21 protein-coding genes are annotated in these 18,518 nt (G+C 40.7%); all 21 read right to left on the reverse strand.

Annotated elements, in window-relative coordinates:
* Nucleotides 1-402: 402 nt before the first annotated feature.
* The 21 genes from G589_RS0116905 to G589_RS0117010 all read right to left on the reverse strand — a co-directional run bounded on the left by G589_RS0116905 (nucleotide 403) and on the right by G589_RS0117010 (nucleotide 18,507).
* Entirely contained in the window at nucleotides 403-729 is a 327-nt protein-coding gene (locus G589_RS0116905; RefSeq protein WP_026522950.1) for a hypothetical protein, read from the reverse strand.
* Between the two features lie 11 nt (nucleotides 730-740).
* Entirely contained in the window at nucleotides 741-2,711 is a 1,971-nt protein-coding gene (locus G589_RS0116910; protein WP_026522951.1) for a site-specific DNA-methyltransferase, read from the reverse strand.
* Nucleotides 2,653-3,912: a hypothetical protein gene (locus G589_RS0116915; RefSeq protein WP_026522952.1), complete on the reverse strand. Its 1,260-nt coding sequence runs from the start codon at nucleotides 3,910-3,912 to the stop codon at nucleotides 2,653-2,655. Before G589_RS0116915 ends, G589_RS0116910 begins: the two co-directional genes overlap by 59 nt.
* Nucleotides 3,909-4,562: a DUF4391 domain-containing protein gene (locus G589_RS0116920; RefSeq protein WP_026522953.1), complete on the reverse strand. Its 654-nt coding sequence runs from the start codon at nucleotides 4,560-4,562 to the stop codon at nucleotides 3,909-3,911. Before G589_RS0116920 ends, G589_RS0116915 begins: the two co-directional genes overlap by 4 nt.
* 13 nt (nucleotides 4,563-4,575) lie before the next feature.
* The gene (locus G589_RS0116925) at nucleotides 4,576-7,815 is read right to left on the reverse strand and encodes a helicase-related protein (protein WP_330366750.1); all 3,240 of its coding nucleotides are present in this window, start codon (nucleotides 7,813-7,815) and stop codon (nucleotides 4,576-4,578) included.
* A 45-nt stretch (nucleotides 7,816-7,860) separates the two neighbouring features.
* On the reverse strand, nucleotides 7,861-8,043 hold the full coding sequence (locus G589_RS0116930) for a helix-turn-helix domain-containing protein (protein WP_026522955.1): 183 nt from the start codon (nucleotides 8,041-8,043) through the stop codon (nucleotides 7,861-7,863).
* 143 nt (nucleotides 8,044-8,186) lie between these two features.
* Nucleotides 8,187-8,579 (reverse strand): HIRAN domain-containing protein, encoded by a 393-nt coding sequence (locus tag G589_RS0116935; RefSeq protein WP_026522956.1) that lies wholly within the window; start codon nucleotides 8,577-8,579, stop codon nucleotides 8,187-8,189.
* On the reverse strand, nucleotides 8,564-9,346 hold the full coding sequence (locus G589_RS0116940) for a hypothetical protein (protein WP_026522957.1): 783 nt from the start codon (nucleotides 9,344-9,346) through the stop codon (nucleotides 8,564-8,566). Before G589_RS0116940 ends, G589_RS0116935 begins: the two co-directional genes overlap by 16 nt.
* 1 nt (nucleotide 9,347) lies before the next feature.
* Complete coding sequence (locus G589_RS21475; protein ID WP_051192523.1) at nucleotides 9,348-10,226, reverse strand: tetratricopeptide repeat protein; 879 nt, start codon at nucleotides 10,224-10,226, stop codon at nucleotides 9,348-9,350.
* Between the two features lie 101 nt (nucleotides 10,227-10,327).
* Nucleotides 10,328-10,513, reverse strand: a complete 186-nt coding sequence (locus tag G589_RS0116950; RefSeq protein ID WP_026522958.1) for a hypothetical protein — start codon at nucleotides 10,511-10,513, stop codon at nucleotides 10,328-10,330.
* A gap of 147 nt (nucleotides 10,514-10,660) precedes the next feature.
* On the reverse strand, nucleotides 10,661-10,819 hold the full coding sequence (locus tag G589_RS22025) for a hypothetical protein (protein ID WP_155832573.1): 159 nt from the start codon (nucleotides 10,817-10,819) through the stop codon (nucleotides 10,661-10,663).
* Between the two features lie 232 nt (nucleotides 10,820-11,051).
* Nucleotides 11,052-11,945 (reverse strand): hypothetical protein, encoded by an 894-nt coding sequence (locus G589_RS0116960; RefSeq protein WP_026522959.1) that lies wholly within the window; start codon nucleotides 11,943-11,945, stop codon nucleotides 11,052-11,054.
* A gap of 8 nt (nucleotides 11,946-11,953) precedes the next feature.
* Complete coding sequence (locus tag G589_RS20480; RefSeq protein ID WP_051192526.1) at nucleotides 11,954-12,604, reverse strand: metallophosphoesterase family protein; 651 nt, start codon at nucleotides 12,602-12,604, stop codon at nucleotides 11,954-11,956.
* A gap of 291 nt (nucleotides 12,605-12,895) precedes the next feature.
* On the reverse strand, nucleotides 12,896-14,308 hold the full coding sequence (locus tag G589_RS0116970) for a relaxase/mobilization nuclease domain-containing protein (protein WP_026522960.1): 1,413 nt from the start codon (nucleotides 14,306-14,308) through the stop codon (nucleotides 12,896-12,898).
* A 10-nt stretch (nucleotides 14,309-14,318) separates the two neighbouring features.
* A complete protein-coding gene (locus G589_RS0116975; protein WP_026522961.1) occupies nucleotides 14,319-14,654 on the reverse strand; it encodes a plasmid mobilization protein in 336 nt (111 codons plus the stop codon).
* 1 nt (nucleotide 14,655) lies between these two features.
* Nucleotides 14,656-15,069, reverse strand: a complete 414-nt coding sequence (locus tag G589_RS0116980; protein ID WP_026522962.1) for a hypothetical protein — start codon at nucleotides 15,067-15,069, stop codon at nucleotides 14,656-14,658.
* Nucleotides 15,070-15,076: 7 nt separating this feature from the next.
* Nucleotides 15,077-15,493, reverse strand: coding sequence for a hypothetical protein (locus G589_RS0116985; protein WP_026522963.1), 417 nt, complete (start codon nucleotides 15,491-15,493; stop codon nucleotides 15,077-15,079).
* Entirely contained in the window at nucleotides 15,490-16,734 is a 1,245-nt protein-coding gene (locus tag G589_RS20485; RefSeq protein ID WP_051192527.1) for an ArdC family protein, read from the reverse strand. The genes G589_RS0116985 and G589_RS20485 overlap by 4 nt, the downstream gene beginning before the upstream one ends.
* Before the next feature lie 126 nt (nucleotides 16,735-16,860).
* Nucleotides 16,861-17,409, reverse strand: coding sequence for a hypothetical protein (locus G589_RS0117000; protein WP_026522964.1), 549 nt, complete (start codon nucleotides 17,407-17,409; stop codon nucleotides 16,861-16,863).
* Complete coding sequence (locus G589_RS20490; protein ID WP_051192529.1) at nucleotides 17,409-18,209, reverse strand: DUF4366 domain-containing protein; 801 nt, start codon at nucleotides 18,207-18,209, stop codon at nucleotides 17,409-17,411. Before G589_RS20490 ends, G589_RS0117000 begins: the two co-directional genes overlap by 1 nt.
* On the reverse strand, nucleotides 18,196-18,507 hold the full coding sequence (locus G589_RS0117010; RefSeq protein ID WP_026522965.1) for a DUF4315 family protein: 312 nt from the start codon (nucleotides 18,505-18,507) through the stop codon (nucleotides 18,196-18,198). Before G589_RS0117010 ends, G589_RS20490 begins: the two co-directional genes overlap by 14 nt.
* Nucleotides 18,508-18,518 lie beyond the last annotated feature (11 nt).

Raw genomic sequence — 18,518 nt, forward strand, 5'->3', positions numbered from 1 at the left:
GTATAAGTTTTTCAATTGGTATTTTTCTGCTCCTAACAAAATCCTTTCCCGGAGAAACACAGAACTGATCGATGGACTTGCAAACGCTGTGTATCTCCTTTAGTAAAATATCTCTAACTTGTTTTGATTTCACGTGCACCTCCTTGAATTTAGACTTTTGCCTCTAATTTCAAGGGCCGCTTTCGCTACCTCTAAAAATAAATCTGTAGCGAAAGCGGCCGCACTTTTATGCTTACATGTCAACTGTTTTTAGAAAAAAAGACCCCTACATCATTTTCAGATGTAGAGATCTTTATAGTGTCATCTTAACTTAATGACATTGTCCATATGGTTGTCCCGAAAAAACACCTACTACAGCTTGCGCTGCATCAGCTTGAAATTTTTGATGCTTGTATTGTATTTTCATTTAGACTTACCTCCATTGATTTCTTCAACTACAAGATAATCTTTCAGAGAGCCTTTAAAGTCGCGTGGGACATGCCTTGCAACCTTATAGGTTTCATTTAGCAATGTCTCCTTTATCATCTTTTGCAAGCGTCCAGTTTGGATGGAATACTGTGTTAAATTAACAATTATTTCCTCATTCGCCCTTTCCATGATAGGAGTACTATAGTGTATTAACTGGTCGTCTCTTATATATAGATTCCCTGGCGAAGTTCTAGAACCAACTATCCCTTCAGTTGCACCTTCTAAGAATGCATCTATAAGACTTTGAAAATTATATGTCACTATACGGCCTCCTATATTACCTTTACGCTTGTGTCAGGTGCTAGAGTTTTAAAAATTTCACCTAAATTAATCTTTGACGGGCTATTTCCAAAACAGTTATCCCTAAACACTGCTCTCAGCGGCTGTCTATTTGCGATTTCCTTAACAACTGCCTCCGAAATATTTTCATCAAAGCACGCTATCAAATCTCCACCGTTATAGATATGAATATTGCATCCATCTACCTGTTCTATTGAGTATGGCAACGAAAGAGGTAATCCCCATTCCAACAGACATCCAAACATAAGATCCATATCATTTCTGTCATTTTTTATATTAGATTCCATCATCGAAATCATATCCTGCGTATATTTATCAGCAGAATAATAAACCTCATTCATATTGGAATCATCCAATTTTAATACGCGAAATCCCACATCAAGATTAGCTGCCTGCTCAGGCATTTCTTTTTTTATAGCCTCACCTGCGAGACGTATTCTCTCCTTTCCGATTTCACAAATATTCTTATAACCTGCCTTAAATGCATCGTTAGTCTCTTCTATCTCTTCTGGCAACTGAACCATGATAAACTTTCTGTTTCCACCATCAGTCGCATTCAACTGCATTACAGCATGAGCAGTAGTTGCTGAGCCCGAGAAGAAATCCATAATTATTGAGTCTTGATCTGATCCCATATACAAAGCGTTTAATAAGAGATCTACCGATTTAGGATAGTCAAAATATGCATTACCGAATAGTTTCTTTAACTGTCTCCTTCCAACATCACTTGAGAGTTCTCCTCCCATCCAAAACGATTTACTCTTCGATGCACGCTCTTCAGTATTTTCTTCATCCTCTTCATCATTTGCTGTCGCAGGATTTAAAGCAGGATTTAAATAAACTCTATGTTGTATTCCCCACCGTCCGGCAATATTCGAATATCTAGGTTCAAGAATAGACAAATTTGCCTGAACTCTTTCTCTTCCCCATCTCCAACGACCATCAGAGTCATCACCTCTTAATGGGAATATTTCAACCCATCCATCGTGTTTCTCAAGAGAGCACTCCTTAGTTTCCTCGTTGTAGTAAATAGGAAAGTACATATTCGGCCTGTCTTCTCTTCGATCGGGTCTGCCTCTTTTACGAAGGTCTCTGAGCTGATATGCGTTTCCATTTTCATCTATTTTGTCATATTGCGCTCTTTGCTCCTCTGTTAATGGCATACCTCCTGCTGTAAATTCAGACTTGCCATATATCAATAAGTACTCATGGCATGTAGCGATGTCCTTTCTATCATTTCTTCCCTTAAGGTTATTTACAACTGCAATTTTTCCTATGAAATTTGATTCTCCGAACACTTCATCACATATTTTTCTGAGATTTTCCTGCTCGTTATCGTCTATAGAAATAAAAATTGCACCATCATTCGACAATAAGTTTCTTGCTAACATCAACCTAGAATAAATCATTGAACACCAATCTGAATGAAATCTTCCATTACTATTGCTGTTCTTAAAAAGTCTATTTCCTGCTTCATCAAACACTCCACTTTCAGCATCCCATTCTTCATTTGACACATGAAAGTCATCAGCATATATGAAATCATTTCCAGTATTATATGGAGGGTCAATATATATCATCTTTACCCTATTAAGATAGCTTTCTTGGAGAAGTTTAAGAACATCTAAATTATCTCCCTCAATGTATAAATTTTCAGTATTTTCCCAGTCCAAACTCTCTTCTTTACTCGGACGTAATGTTTTTCTTATAGGCTTATTTGCTTCAACAATAGCCGCTTTTTTCCCAACCCAAGTAAATTCATATGCCTCATCACCTTCAATCACATCCGTTGACAACATTTGACGAAGCACATCAAAGTTTACTGCTTTTTTAGTTTTGCCGTTAGAATCTGATGCCTCAGTAATACAATTCGGAAATAATGCCTCAATTTTCTCTATGTTCTGAGTCGTCATGTCTTTCGATTCCATTCTCATCTTCTCCATTCTCTAATCCTCCATCACTATTATTGTCATTTTCATCAGCAGCTCTACTGATAGATTCCAAATTCAATCCTTGAGTTAATTGTGCCATCTTACTTGCTTGTTCTTGCATAGACAGTATTGCCGGGTTATCTTGTATTATCCTTGATATTTGGTCTGCCTGTCTTTGCGCCTCTACCAATCCTGGATTATCTCTAAATAAATTTGCCATCATCTGAGCGTTTTCCTGTGCTTCTCTTAGAACCGGAGCCTCAGCTATAGCTTGTGACAAAGAGCGGGACTGTTCCAACACTTCTGTTATCTCTGGACTCAATTGAAATGGTGTTGCCAATTGTTGTGCGACTTGAGCCATTTTAATTACTTCAGGATTAAAGCTACTTGCAATAACATTGCTAACCTCAGCCCAGTTGGATAGCTGCGGTACAGCACTTCTGAATATTTGTCCAAACTGCTCCTGTACTCTTAACGCATCAGCCAATGTTTTATTGAATGTTGGCTGCTTCTTAGTTATGCTCTCCTTTATATTTACATCGTCTATCGCTTCATCAATCTCTCGATTTATTTTCTTTATCAGCTTCTCTGACTTACTGTATGCATTCCAACCAATATCATGTGAATGCATAATATCATTCCTAATCTTTCGTACATCCTGATATTGTTTCCTTAAAGTTGGTACAACATCTTTTCCAAGGAGTTTATCCCAGACCGGTTTTTCTTCTATACTTTCCAAAAGGTGAATGATATCGTCCTTTGAAAAATTATCCCTGTTCGTTTCTTTTACTGCTGTCTTAGCTGCTGACATAAATCCTTCATCAACAAACAGCATCGTAAATATTTGTCCAAAATCTTTCTCTTCAAGCTTCTCTATATTTTTAGCCGACTCATCATCTTTATTGATTGCGCTAAACATATAAAGTATTTTTCTTAGTTTTCGCTCAAAGCTACTCATTAGTGGATATAACCGATTATTAAAATATTTTGAGCTATCGTTCTGAAGAACTGTTAACTTAAAACTATTTCTTACATAATCATCCACTTCAGAAAGCCACCTAGCCGAATCTATATTCTCACCTTCAATGGAAAACTCGACATACCAGCATTTTCCATTTTCTACGGAATAAAGCTTTGTCTGCACCCCTTCCGGCTTATATTTTGATATTTCATTTTTCTCCTGTTCATCCAGGAGCAGATATTCTTGTTTCATGTCAGTTCATCCAACTCCCTATTTAACGCCTTAAGTTCTGTATTCATCTGCATCTGCCTGTTAAGTTGCTTCTCTTTACGAACCTTCTGCTGTAACTTATCTATTTGCTTCTGTAGGCCTTGCCTTCTATTATCTCTGTCTACAGAATCCTTAAGAGATTCCTGATTTGATGCTTTTAATGAATCTCCTGCAATCTGCCTTACGAAGTTTTCATAAACAGCATCAATGGATAGTCCTTCCATCTTCACCGGAAGGTCATCTACCTGCAGCCAGTCAGTGTGATAGTAGCTGTTTACCTTAAAAGCACTGGTGCCGGACTGCGCCTCTTCTTTATAGCCAATCCATGCCTGATACTTTCCTTCGTGCTCCAACAGAAACAATATGTGATAAGGAATCTCTTTATCCATCTGCTTTAGGATTCCCTCATCAATGTTCTCACCGGTAAGCTTTATCTCAAAAACCTCTATTTCTTCTACGTCAGTTCCTTCAGCAATATTCACTGTGCTTGCAGCAATCTTGTTTCTCCAATAAATAGTTTTTATCTGATCTACAAAAGACTGCTTCAAAGATGCACTTACAGTAAGGTTTTCATAAAACTTCTGCTTGGGTATACGCTTATTAAATTCTGTTGACTGTGGCAGTCCAATCACAGAAATCCCTCCTTTACGCTCTTACCGCCATAAAGCAAATAAGTTCAAAGTCTTCAAGTCCTGATACTTCTGACATAAGTGCAGACGTACCACCTTTTTTGAAGAGACTGTCTATGTCGCTCTCTTCCTTAACATCTATAATGGATGTAATGGCGTCACTTAACAGCTCTGATATCTCAGCCATATCCTTTCCATCGTTTGTTTCTTCATTAAACTTTCTGCACAGTTCCTTAATTGGTTCAGATTCACCCCTGCACAAAAGTCTCATCGTATCTAAAAGGTGCTTGGGATTCAGATAATCACAAACCACTTCACCATTTGAACTGATATAAACCATGTAGAACGGATGGATACGGTTCTGATTATCTATATTCACGCTGTTATTAACATTTCTAAGCACAAAGATTATTCCTTCAGGATTTTCCTCCGAAGCTCTTACTACAGCATGAAGTCCTTTTGGCTTTTTTTCCAAGTCCTGATGTGTCTTAACGTATTCCAACAAGTCCAATCTAAACTCATTAAGCCCCAAGTCCATGATTGAAATACCAGTAGACATATCCTCAATGTCAACGACTTCTTCCTGCAATCTCTTAAGCTGTGCTCTACGATATTCCAGATCTCCTTTTTCCTCAGGGCTTATAAGGTTATCATCACCAGTAGAAGTCATGACAGAAATCTTCATACGTGTTTCAACACGACTCTTAAGATTGATATATTCATCCAGATCCATATCCGGCCAGAAGTTTACAAGCTGGATATACTGGTTCCTACTTCCGATACGATCGACTCGTCCGAATCTCTGAATAATACGAACAGGATTCCAGTGGATATCGTAGTTAATCAGATAATCACAATCCTGCAAATTCTGTCCTTCCGAGATACAGTCTGTAGCGATAAGTACATCTATCTCTGCAGGATTGTTTGGCATGAGGACATCCTTATTCTTGGATATCGGTGAGAAACAGGTAAGCACATTATTGAGTGTAGGCTTTATTCCCTTTACCGTTGTCTTACCTTCAATCGCTCCGGTAATTACTGCCGTATCAAGTCCATATCTCTTTTTTACGAACTCGCTTACATTGTCATATAAGTATTCTGCTGTATCCGAGAAGGCAGAGAATACTATAAGCTTCTTGTTTCCTTCATTGATAGGATTTTCAATTTTATCTGATATAAGTTTTAAAAGCTCCTGTAATTTGGAATCATGTTCTGGTGTAATATCTGCCACCATTGTAGTAAGCAGCTCTAGTACATCTGCATCTGCCTGCAACTCATCACGCCAACTCTTATAATCCATATCTCCAAGATCAATCTTAACTTTCTTGCCAACCTGGAAGTCTGTATTTTCATCTTCCATATCGAATTCGTCTTCATCCATCTCGTACATATCGAGATTTGCAGTTCCATACTGCTCATAATGATTTATGGCATCTATAGTCCCAGTTATGAGATCTTTTATTCTTGTGAGAGTAAGCTGGAATGAGTATACTGAGCTTTCCAATCGTTTAAGCATATTGATACTCATCAGCTTTCTGATACCTTCCTCACGACCTTTCTGTGTAAGACTCTGACCTTTGTTATGAGTAAGATCTATGTACTTCTGCATCTTGCTTGGGAAGATGTAGTTGGAAGGTGTGTATATGCAAAGGGACAGCATTGTTAGCTGTTCAAATATTTCGTTATAGTTGATTGCATTGCTGAGATCAGTAAGCTGCGGAGACTTTGAAATTGGTTTTAGTCTCTCTGGAAATTTTCCAATCTCAGCTGTGTTGTAATATTTCTCAATATGCTTTCTTGACCTTGCTATGGTTACACTATCAAGCACTTCAAAGAAATCAAAGTCCAGATTTCGAAGAAGGGCATCTGTTGTTCTCTCTTCAGCGTCAAGTTTGCTCCACTCATTAAAAGCTCTCTGAGCCTGTCTGAATATTTCTTCAAGCGGTTTCTTTGTATCAAGAGCCTCATTTAGAGTCTCAGAATCTCCTTCATAAGCAAGAGCAAGCTGATTCTTTAGATCATTAAATCTGTTATTTACCGGAGTAGCGGAAAGCATCAGAACTTTTGTCTTTACTCCGGCACGGATAATCCTGTCCATCAATCTGTTGTACCTGTTCTCAACCTGATTGCTATGTGTTCCGCTTCCGTTTCTGAAATTGTGAGACTCGTCAATTACAACAAGGTCATAATTCCCCCAGTTAAGTCTGTCGAGATCAAGTCCATTTGAGAATCCACCGTTTCTTGAAAGGTCTGTATGGAACAACACATCATAGTTTAATCTGTCAGCAGCTATAGGATTGTTTACATAGTTATCCTTATAGGTATTCCAGTTCTCAGCAAGCTTCTTAGGACAGAGGACAAGCACAGTCTTATTTCTGTTTTCATAGTATTTGACTACAGCAAGAGCAGTGAAGGTCTTACCAAGACCCACACTGTCAGCAAGAATACAGCCATTATATTTTTCAAGTTTATTGATGATTGCAAGCACAGCATCCTTCTGGAAATCATAAAGCAGGTTCCAAATTTTGCTCTGTTTGAATCCGGTTGCCTCATTAGGCAAAACATCTTCTGAGATATCTTCAAGGAACTCACTAAACACATGATACAGGGTCATGAAATAAATAAATTCAGGTGAGTTCTCATTGTATGCTGTTGTAATGTTCTCCAAGACAACATCTGTAACGTCCTGGAGCTTCTTGTTATCATTCCATAGTTCTTCAAATACCTTAAGGTACTCCTGTGAAAATGGTGCATCCATTTTCTGAATCATGGAATATGCATTGTTGCCTCTCTCACATCCAAGGTCTACAGTAGAAAACTCCATTATAGGCGCATATGATTTTCCAGATGTATGGATGAATCCTGGCATGTTTTCCTGAGTGACATTAGACTTGAATACACCTTTCCTTTTAATCCACTCAGCACATTCTTTGGCTATAGCTTTCTGTGTCATTTCGTTCCGGAGCTTGATTTCAAATTCTGTTCCATAAAGGTTCTGCTCTCGGCTCATCCTTGGAATATAAAACTCTCGTTTTTCCTTTTTAGCTTTTTCCGTGACAAATGTAGGCGCAGTAAAAATGAATCGAAACTCATCACACTGTTCCAATTCTTTCTTAAGTTCTTGATATGCATAAATAGAAAAACTTGCCGCAGCAATAGAAACCTTGCTGCCGGATTTGATCTCGTTACTCAAATCATCCCGTAAAGTCTGATTTACGTTATCTATTAATTTCATGCCACCGATCAATGAATCCATGGTAAATCTCCTTATTCAGTCCGTTTTCTCGCATCAAACATAGTCTCATTTGCTATTATTTTTCCGGACTCTACGCGGATCATCAGGCTTTTTTGCCTTTTCAGGTATTAACCACATCTTCCCTCTTATAACTGCTCCTTCAATTCTTCCCTCTTTGCAGTAAACAGCTACTCTCCTCTGAGAGATACCCCATTTTTCTGCACATTCAGCCGATGTTAAGTACTCCATAAAAGCCCTCCAAAAAAGTGAACCGCAACAATTATATTTTAGTCGTTCACGCGAACACTTTCAACGTAGAAGTGCCTTAGTTACCGAACTTTTATGCATTCTTCACACCGTTTTTATAACTCTACAAACAGATAATCTTTATATCAAAAATCTACCAAATATATTCCAACGCTTATCTGCTTGAAGGATCCTTTATGGTTAATCTGTGTTATCTTCGCCTTCAGCAGCTTCCCAGCATCCATAAGTCTTGCAAATACTATGTTATCCTTCTCAGGAACGTATCCAAGCTTTTTCTTATCCTCGTTCAGAATCAGAATTGCATTGCTATCAAACTTGTTGTCCTCTCTCTGAAGAGTAAGCACATCTCCAACCTTGATATTCTCAAGTACAGAGGTATCATCCAAATGTGTTGTCCCGGCAATATAGGAGTCAAACAGGTGTATTTCCTTTATTAGCGGCTTGATTATATCCCCAAGCTCATGACCTTCTATTGCTGCAACAGCACTTTCTTTTTTCTCTACTAATTCATTTGCCATGTGATCTTAACTCCTTTTCCCATGATACCTTCAAGGATTTCATCGAGCTGATTGCTGTAATCCTCATAGGATTTCAGTTCTTCCTTAAGGTCAGCCTTCTTTGCTGCAACTGAATCTGTATTCTCTAGCAGATACTTATACTGATAAGGATCCGTTTCTCGAATCTTTAGTATCTCTGCCTCAAGCTCAGCTATCTTCTCATTGATATTTGGAATTTCAAAGTCAGTGCCCTCCAATTCCATCTCTTCGAGTGCCTTATTAACCAGTACTTCAAGTTCCATAAGGCTCTTAAGATCATTACATTCATAACTGATTACAACTCTATTCCAAAGATCCATAAGAGTAAGTGACTTTGATACAGCAGAATTGATGTCCGGATGGATCTTTTTAACAAGTCTATGGTAGATTCTCTTTATCTCAAGAGCGTCTTTCTCAGTAATAGTGCCATCCTTCAAAGACTCTTCATGCTCTTTTACCATATCCTTTAGCTGTGCCTTAAACTCCGCCATCTCTTTTTCCAGGTATTCCTGCATAGCTTTCTGATCAACAGCTTTGCCATGGTTAAGAGCAGCCTGGCAATATTCAATTGTCTTCTTTTTCTGAATGCATTCTATCTTCTTTTTGAAAACGTCCAGGATAAGGTCCCCAAACTCTCTGACGTAGGCCCTATGATACTGAAAAGCCTCTTTCTTAAGGTTATCCCTTCGTGTAATCAGTTCCTCATATCTGGCGTAGGAAGTGTTTTCTCCTTTTATAATTTCATCCATGTTAAATCACCTCGAATCCATACAGGTCACGGTAAACTGATGTAAGCTTTACATTATCTACTGCAGCATCCTTGAAGAAGTCATCCTGGGAGTGATACCATTTGCCATTAAAGCAGACAACACACTCATTGCCTTCCATCTCTGATTCCAGATGCATTTCCTTGTCCTCGTAAAAGAATCTGATCTTATGAGGAGTCTTCAGAAGATAATAAAGATCATAAAAATCGAAGGTTTCTTCATCAAACTCTATAAGCTCATAGAGGTCATCAATAAGCCACTTCATGATATTGAGATTACCAAAGAAGGCATTAAACCTGATTCTCTGGGCCAGCCAGTCTTTTGCCCTAAGGTATAGATTGATTGCCTCGTCGTAATCTTCCTCTGCAGTCTTGATCCTGGCAAGTCTGGTATACACTTCCGGTACCGGATCAAAAACGTTGTCGCACTTTTGGACCTTTTCATAGAGCTTCTTGATCATGCTCTCGTACTTATTCTGGTCCTTATCGACGTAGTAACCGTTCTTGTACATGTCAGCAACCTTATATTCAGCAACAAGATTGCCCTTGTCCATCATCTTGGAAAAGTACTCGAAGGCTTTCTTGTAATCACGTTCTCCGGTCCTGCCATAGTACCAGATATAGCCAAGGCACTCATATGCTTCGTCATAGTCCATGGCTGCTGCCATCTCGTAATATTTCAGCGCAAGGTCAAATCGCTTAAGCTCATAGTAATAACCGCCCAGCCACATCATGTCCCTGGGATCTTTTTCTTCCTCAATAAGAAAGTTCATTGCCTCTATAAACATGAACTCATCTTCATCAGTTATTCTCTTGTTTTCATTGAAATCCTGAACTATTTTTCTTGCTTCTTTTACTGTCATAATGACCTCCAAATACGATATAACAATTATACCTTTTACCGTTTTCTATATTGTACAAGGTTGGTTCTGATAATAGGTCGCCTGAGAGGAGACCGAGATAATTACATTTCATCCATCTCATCCTCAAAATCCAACCATGCGTCAAGCCTATCATCTTCCCTGTCCCTGCGCAGTTGTTCCTGACGGCGATCAAATTCCTTGCGTTCCTTCTTGCTCATGCAACCCACAAGATCCTTGTACTGCTTATCTGTCAGTCTGACGTCTTTATCTTTCTTTCCAAAAAACATAATGCTACCTCTCTTTCAATTCAGTTCTCCGTCCCTCCTGCAGATCTCATAAAACTCGCAGGTGACACAGAAGTGTTTGCAAAACTTATTGTTCCTATGCATGCATTTCTTAATCCAATAAAGTAGTCTTTCCATGATGTGATCCCCTTAGAAGAAAAACAGTATCAGTAGCAACGCAAATCCTTGGATAAGGAATAAAATAAACCTAACTGCCAAAAGCGCTATCCTAGCTATAATGACATCTCCCTTATCAATAGGTCTTGGGTTTCTTGATCCAAATAATATGATGAATTCTTCAGGCTTCATGGATCTCTCCTCTCATTTCTATCGTCAAAAATAGATATTCGTTTCAGGCTACACTCTATTAATGCCACACGAGAAGTCCCATAAAAATGACAGATATTAAACGCAGCAAACATGCGGTTTCAGTGACGAACCGTGACGAACAATGACGAAAATGCAACGCAATATATTGTGTAATGATATAAAAAGACTCCGTCACACTCGCAACGAAGTCTCAAGAATCAGTATTTGATTTTTAGTATCCTATTTCTCTGCAGAATAGGTCCACAGACTGTACTCTGTATTCGTTTGGACGAGAGCTGCTCTTCATTTGGATCTGTCCATCCGCTCTTAATTCCAACGTAATGGTGGTTCCATCTGATTTAGTAACTGTCATCTTCTCACCTGAGGGAGCTCCCGCAACATCCCCTTTATTTGTATACTCCTCAGAAAAAAGATTCCTCCAACGTCTCTGTACCTCTTCGATAATTTTTCTATACCTTACAAAATCCTTTGAATGAATCAGGAATATATATGAGCGTTGCGTTCCTTTATGGAACGTAAGTATTACCGGTTTTGCATCCGGAATTCTATCAACCATCGCATTCTTATAATCATCCCACTGGGTATATGTTCGCCTGCCCTTATGACAGTAATAGACAACGTTGTGACCTTCGTTATAGTATCGTTTCACCTCATTTGGGAAAATATATTTGTCGGCATTCTTTGCCAGATAATCATTATTATCCAGAAGACCGTTGTCAGGATCCATAAAGATTAAATCAGCTTCATCTAACGCGTCAATGCTTTTATTGAACCAGAAAATTCTTCGATGTTCTTTCTCTGGAGGATTTCCCTGAATCTTTAGAAGCTCATCAAAGTATAATGCGTTCGAAATAAGCCCGGCATCCTGAACAGCCTGAACAGATCTATTCCCATTATCCACAAGCTTTTTTAAAGCATCAAAAACTACAGGGTCATACCTTCTCATATCTTCTTTTTCCAGATAGCTGATGTGCTTCCCGTCGTTAGAGCCATCATCCTCTGTGAGATACCAGTTTATTCCCACTTTAACTCCGGATTCTGAAAAAGCTCGAAGTAAAGAGTACTTCCCATAATCCCCTATATCTCCGACATATTGATTTTTCATAACGCCCCCTAATCACTTATCCTGTGAAGTATCCCTGCAACATCTACCCCGGGATGAGTAAAGTACATCCGGCAGATCTGTTCCGCCAGGTCTTCTGATATTTTTAATTTTGCTGCGATCTCCTCGTGAGAGGCTCCTTTGTCGGCAAGCTTCTTTGTCTTCAATATGATTGTATCTATATTCTTCGGAAGAGAGCTGGTACTGCCCTCGACCTTTATAATTTTCTTCTCAAAGGAGAAATCGTCCTTGCCGCGAATCTCGAGAATCGCAAAAGATACTTCCTGATCCGGTTTTCTTTTTCCACAGCAGCCAGGATTGAACCAGATCTGTCCGTTCCTCTCATCCAACGAGTACTTGTGGCTGTGCCCGTAAATAATTACGGAAGCCCCGTCCGCAGAATCCGCTATCTTCCCTTTGTTATGGATCACATAAATCTTGTTGCCTTCAAATTCAAGGAGTGCTTTCTCCGGAAGGTACACTGCCCAATCCTTGTCAGCATTTCCTCTTACTGCAGTGACCGGTGCAATCTTTTCGAGCTCATCGAGCACATCCTTCTTGTCGATATCCCCGGCATGAATTATGTGATCAACACCCTGCAGGCCTTCTATCACTTCTCTTCTGAGAAGTCCATGAGTATCAGATACAATTCCTATTCTCATTGTTAATCTCCGTTTAGTCCTGGACATATTCGCCATTCCATTATATCAAAAATCCCGGCCCACGTTCCGGCGCGCCGACCCGTGGCTGAGCCGTGTCCTAACGGTAGTAAGTAAAGTGGCAAGTGGTGTATTCCTGCGCATAAATGCTCCGTAATACTCACTTGTTGGGGCGTATCCCCAATCCCCTCGCATCAGATTTTCAATCTGACTACGCTCTCTTCGAGAGCTAAAAGCACAAAAAAAGAAGGGACACTACCATCATCTTTCTGATAGTAATGTCCCTAAAAAAAATCATCGCGTCTGTTCGCGTGTCCTGTTCTGATCCGGAGTCTTTTCGATTCCAAGGATCTTATCGATATCATATTTTGCAGTCTGATAGGTCTGCATATTTTTTCTGACTTCCTTGTATTCGGAGTAGGCCGCTTTCTTTTTTGCCAAAACTTTTCCGTACTCATCGCTGAGTTCTTTTACAGAAGGAAGTTTTCCCTTGTGCCTGTTAAAAGAATCTTTGGCTGCCTTGTGAGTCATGATCTCTTCCTTGTGCTCAGCAAAAAACTGTCTACTGTAACCAGACTGTCTGTACTGCTGATAGATGTCTTTTGTCTTGGAGTAGTCAATGATCTTACTCTTAAGTTCTGAGATTTCCTTAAGGCGTTTCTCGTAGCCTTTGATCTCATCACTGAGCTCAGAGAATCTATCGGAAGTGTCGCCGGCTCTTTTCTCAAGTTCATTGTAAGTCCTAAGTCCCTGCTCCTGGAAAAAGAGAAGTGCCTTCATGACATTTTTGACGTTGTACTTTTTCGCCCAGAGTTCATACCCGGGACCTTTTCCCTTTGCAATAACCTCCTGCATGTTAAGGAGAAGATCAAAGCCATCCTCTCTGTAGAAGGGCTTGGCTTTTTCCTTTGGAGAAGTGTCTTTTCTCTCTTCTGCTCCTCTTGCCACACCCTCAAGTTTCTCATGCAGCTCTTTTTCCGAATAGCCATCTCCAAGGGAACGGAACCTGATGAATCTGGTCTGACCATTTCCTCTGACAGAAGTATGCTTACCTCTCTTGATCTCATATCCCTGCTCGGAGAGTTTCAACAGCAGCTCATCAAATGAGCCGGGCTTTTTGGAAAGAGCCGTGTCGATTGCTTCTCTAATTCCATCGCGGAATGTGGGTCCGCGCTCAGCATGTATGTAAGTTGTCTTACTGTGATAAGGCTGAGGCGCTATAACTGACAGACCATTTTCCATACAGATAAGATTGGAAAGTCTCCCCAGGGCAATGCCGGAATAAGAAAAATTGGTAAACTTCCTATCACCTTTAAGCGTAGTAGAATTGAAAATCACATGGTTGTGAATATGATTTCTGTCGGTATGTGTGGCCACAATAAATGCATGATTGCCCTTGGTAAATCTCATGGCTGTCTCATATCCAATTCGATTTGCTTCTTCCGGAGTAATCTCCCCGGGTTTAAAAGACTGCCTGATCTGATAGGCGATCACGTCTCCCTTTTCTTTTCCGTTTGCCACTTCGTAATCTCTTTTGGACAAAAGAAAGTCCTCGTTAACAGTCCTTGGATTGCAGGCATAAGCTGTAACGAGGCTCCCTTCTTCTGTCTTATCCGGATTCATTGCGTAGTCCGTTCTTTCCTTTAGGCACTTGGCCAGGGTCCTGCCCTTGGTGGCATGAAGTGCTATAAGTCTTGTTGCTGCCATTGTAATTTCCTTATTTGATGAATGATAATCTGAAAAGAATTTCCTTTAATGTTTCCCATATTTCATCCAGCTCTGTCTGAAGCTGTTTGATGTCCTGAAGATATATGCAGCCGGTCTCTTCAGCTTTCTTCTCGAACTTTTTAAGCGTATCAGTGTATTCGCCAAGAAGCCTTTCAACTTCCTTTATGTCTGTCAGATCCAGCATGATGACATGACCATCGATGGCCATCTTTCTCATGTATGCGCTGATTTTTCTGACACCGGCCAGTTCCATTTTCTGCATTATCTTCATCCGTTCTTCAGGAGTGACCCGGACAAAGATTCTGCCCTGTGATGGTTCTTTCATATCACAGCACCAGCTCAGGAGCAAAAGACCTGCAGGGGTGATCATCAGGCTCGAGCTTACACTCATGAAGTTCTTTTAAAAGAGAAGTCTTCTCTTCCCTCTCCGTGATAACTTCATGGAAATGATCTTTGCCCATTGGTTTCTCATCTTCATCAGGGACACCATTGGCGTTGTTATCGATAATGGCTTCCTGTTTGTGATTATCTTCAGGAAGATTATTGATAACACCATCTCCGATCATGTTGTCGTTCTGTTCCAGCTGATCTTCAAGGCCTCTTCTGACATTTCCAATGATATTAGGATCCTGTTCCTGTGGAAGTTTCACCGGCTGCTCCACTACCTCAGGTTCAGGTTCGAGTGTATTTCCATTAATGTCATCCCACTTTTCTATTGGTGTTCCTGTTTTTCTTTCCATACAGTCATCACTCCCCTTCTTTCTTTTTCCTTTGAGGAAATCGGATCTCGAAGTGAGGCCTCTGCTCCTCATCCACTGTCAGATCCACATAGCAGTTAAAAGAGTTCCCGGTTCTCTTGGACTTACATCCATCAAGCTTGACTGTCCCACAGTTAAGGAGCTCATCTGCAACTTCCCTGGTCATTTCTTTTCCGATTGCCTCAAAGAATCTGTTGTTCTTCCACAAACCAAAACGGCACTCCATATTGTTACAAAGAAAACCCTTCTCTCTTGCAACAATGTGAGCGCCGCATACAGGGCAGTTTCCAACTACATCATCGTTCGCATAGGCCTGCTTAGTTCCACTGCCATCCTCAAAATTTCCAAATGGAAGCTCGTCGCCAAAATCGGCAGCATCCTTCCATCCATCATCCATACCACTCATTTCGTGACTACCTCCTTCTCTTTACCGGCAGTTTTTTCTGCCGTTTCGTTTTTTATCTGATCCTTTCGGATATTCAGGTTATCCAGAAGAGACTGCTTGACTCCGCCCCATCCATCGGGGAGGATGCGAACTGTTCCCAGGATCTTTCTTCCAACATTTCCTGTAATTCCTGACTTATCGGCAACAACTCCATCTATATTTTTCAGTGGAGCGTCACCCTCATGATGGCTCTTCTCAATCCCTTCTTTGGACTTAACGCCTGCCTGTTCCTTAGCATATTGTTCCAGGAGCGCCCCCTGCTCCGGACTCATCTCCTGAGTCTTTTCTTTATCAATCATCATGTCTTCCACAGATTTGATGATCATGGAAGAAGTTGATCTGATGGTGCCAAGGGCACTCTTTAGTTCCTTAAGACTTTCATCTGTAGAGTAGGATGCCAGATATGGGAAGCTGTAGGAGCTTGTATCATAGCCAAAGAAGTTAAGGACAACTGCTGCAGTTCCTTCTGCCTCAATTTCTTTCCTGTTCTTACTGATTTCTTTTCCCGGATCAGCATGAAGCTTGGCATGAACCACTTCGTGAAGGCAGGTCTTGAGAGTCTGCAGATCACTCATACCTTCCTGGATTGCAATTCTCTTATCCTGCACATGGTAATAACCCTTGGCTCCGGTCTTGATATCTTCAAAACCAATAGGAACGGGGCTGATATCTTTTATGATATCCATGAGAATAGTGAACTTGTTTACATCACCCTTAAGCTCATTGATAGCAAGTTGCGGAAGTTCTTTTCCTTCAGTCTGTGAAACATCAAAAGTAGTCTCTGCCTTATAACTCATGACATTGATCTCTCTGGTCTCCTTCACAGGCTCTCCATCCTTATCAAGGATGACTTTTCCGTTGGCATCAACCTTGTCCACTTCCTTCTCAATCTTATACGGAGCAGGAGCAATGACCCTGATACCCCGCTCGCCCTTCTTCACATAACGCCCCATGTTCTTCCAGCCGGTATAGCTCTGACAGAGAGTTGCATCAGGCTTTTGCATGGCGATCAGGATGCAGTTATTAACTGAGTAGTGTGGAAACTTTGCCATGGTAGCAAGAAGGTTCTTGAACTCTGCGCTGTTCCTTACAGACTTAACGCCGACCTCAAGCTGATCTGTGAGTTCCTTAAGCCTGTCTTCACGGCTCTTAAAATCAGCCTTCTGATCAAATGATTTCTTTTCTGTTACTGCTTCAGGCATTCAGGTCACCTCCTCACTTCTTTGCCTTATCCCCGGTAACTGAAGAAGGAGCCTTCTTGTCAGGCTCCTCCTTCATGGCTTTCCTTATTCTTACTGCAAAGATCGTTAATCTACTTTTTCGCGCCATCACTCATCCTCCTCGTCGCGATATCCTGCAGCGATATCCCACAATCTTCCGAAGAGATCCTCCTCTTCAAAAGCAAAGCTAATATCGCCCTTAAGCTCCTGGACATATCCCCTATAGTTCATCATAAATTCTTTTGTCTGAACCACCAGTGACATAACCTGAATAATATCGCCATTTGTAAGCATGTAAATCTCGTTGGTGTCATAAACTACGGTTACGCCATCATTGTAGGAAGTATCTATGTCTTCGTAGATCTTCACCGCAGGGAGATAGAACAGCTCTGAACTAAGGAGCTCTCCTTCCGAATCATATCCGAATATATTTGGCACAAATGTCTTGAACTGGCCAAGGATTTCAGGATAAAGATTATTGGCATACTCTTCTGCCAGCGCGTTTATGATGACGTCCTCATCTTCATCCTTATATTTGTTGTAATCGTCTTCGTTATAAAAACCTTCAATCAGCTGATCATATTCCAGGAATCCGAAGAGCTTTGCCAGCGTTACCTTTAGCTTTTCTTTTGAAAACTCTTTTTCAGTTACTCCCATCACTCATCCTCCTTATCGCTTTCCGCATCCTCAGGCTCTTTTTCCTCTTCAAGCTCTATCTCATCATCCTCGTCACTTATGCTCCTGAGATAATCATCATCGGTATAGTCCTGATCAGGATCTATAGCCTTGGACTTCTTCTTGGAGTTCTTGGTTGAGGTGTAATACATAAATCCGCCGGCAATTCCAAGTCCGATCACAAGTATGATCGCCATAATTCCATTTACATTGACCGGGTCTTTCTTGGGTTCAGGTTCTTCCTTGGGCTCAGGTTCAGGTTCCGGTGTAGGCTGAGGCTGTGGTGTCACCACTTCAGGCTCTTTTTCCTCTTCCTTGCCTATCCCTGTAACTTTTATATATTCGCTGACCTGGTCATCATCCATGAGGGACAAAAGATCTGACTCATCCACCATGTTTAGGAAATGAACCTTCTCATTGCCGTCATCATCACGGTCGATGATGATGTAGAAGTAGTTGCCGTTCTTGGTCATTACAGTTATGAACTGCTTGCCTCCTGCTTCAAGGGATCCGTAATCATCCACAAGCTCCATGTTGCCATCAGGAGTAAGTGGTCCCCACTTTTCCTCTATCTCAGGCTCTTTTCCCTCACAGTTGCGGTAATCCTCCTTACATATAGGACAGTCCGGATTAACATGATCTTCTGTACACTTTGTTTCGCATATGCAGTCAGGTCCTCCTGCAAATGCTGTCACAGGTGTAAAACAAAAAAGTGACCCCATAAGAGCCACTGAACATCCAAGGACTTTAGCCTTGGCAGCTATTAACTTAAAAGCTTTCATCTAAGATATCCTCCACAATTCCTTTGTTTTCTTTGTCCTGAGCATCTGCTTCAGTGCTCTTTGATTTTGTTTCTTTCTTGTTGTTCATTGGAGCTGTTAGCTTTTCGCTCTCCCCAACTCCCAGGTAATCTGCAAGCTGCTCAGGAGAAAGCCCAAGTCTTTCAACAATACCGACCATGCTGCTGGCCTCCTCTGCCTTGAGCCTTTCATTGACTTCATCAAGTTTTGCCTTGGCTTCATTCAGTCTGGCCTGTGCCCTGTCCCGGTCGGCCCTGAGTCTTTTTAACTTTTCAAACATAACTTTTCCTC

The organism is Butyrivibrio sp. VCB2001, from assembly GCF_000423965.1.
Lineage (GTDB): Bacteria > Bacillota > Clostridia > Lachnospirales > Lachnospiraceae > Butyrivibrio.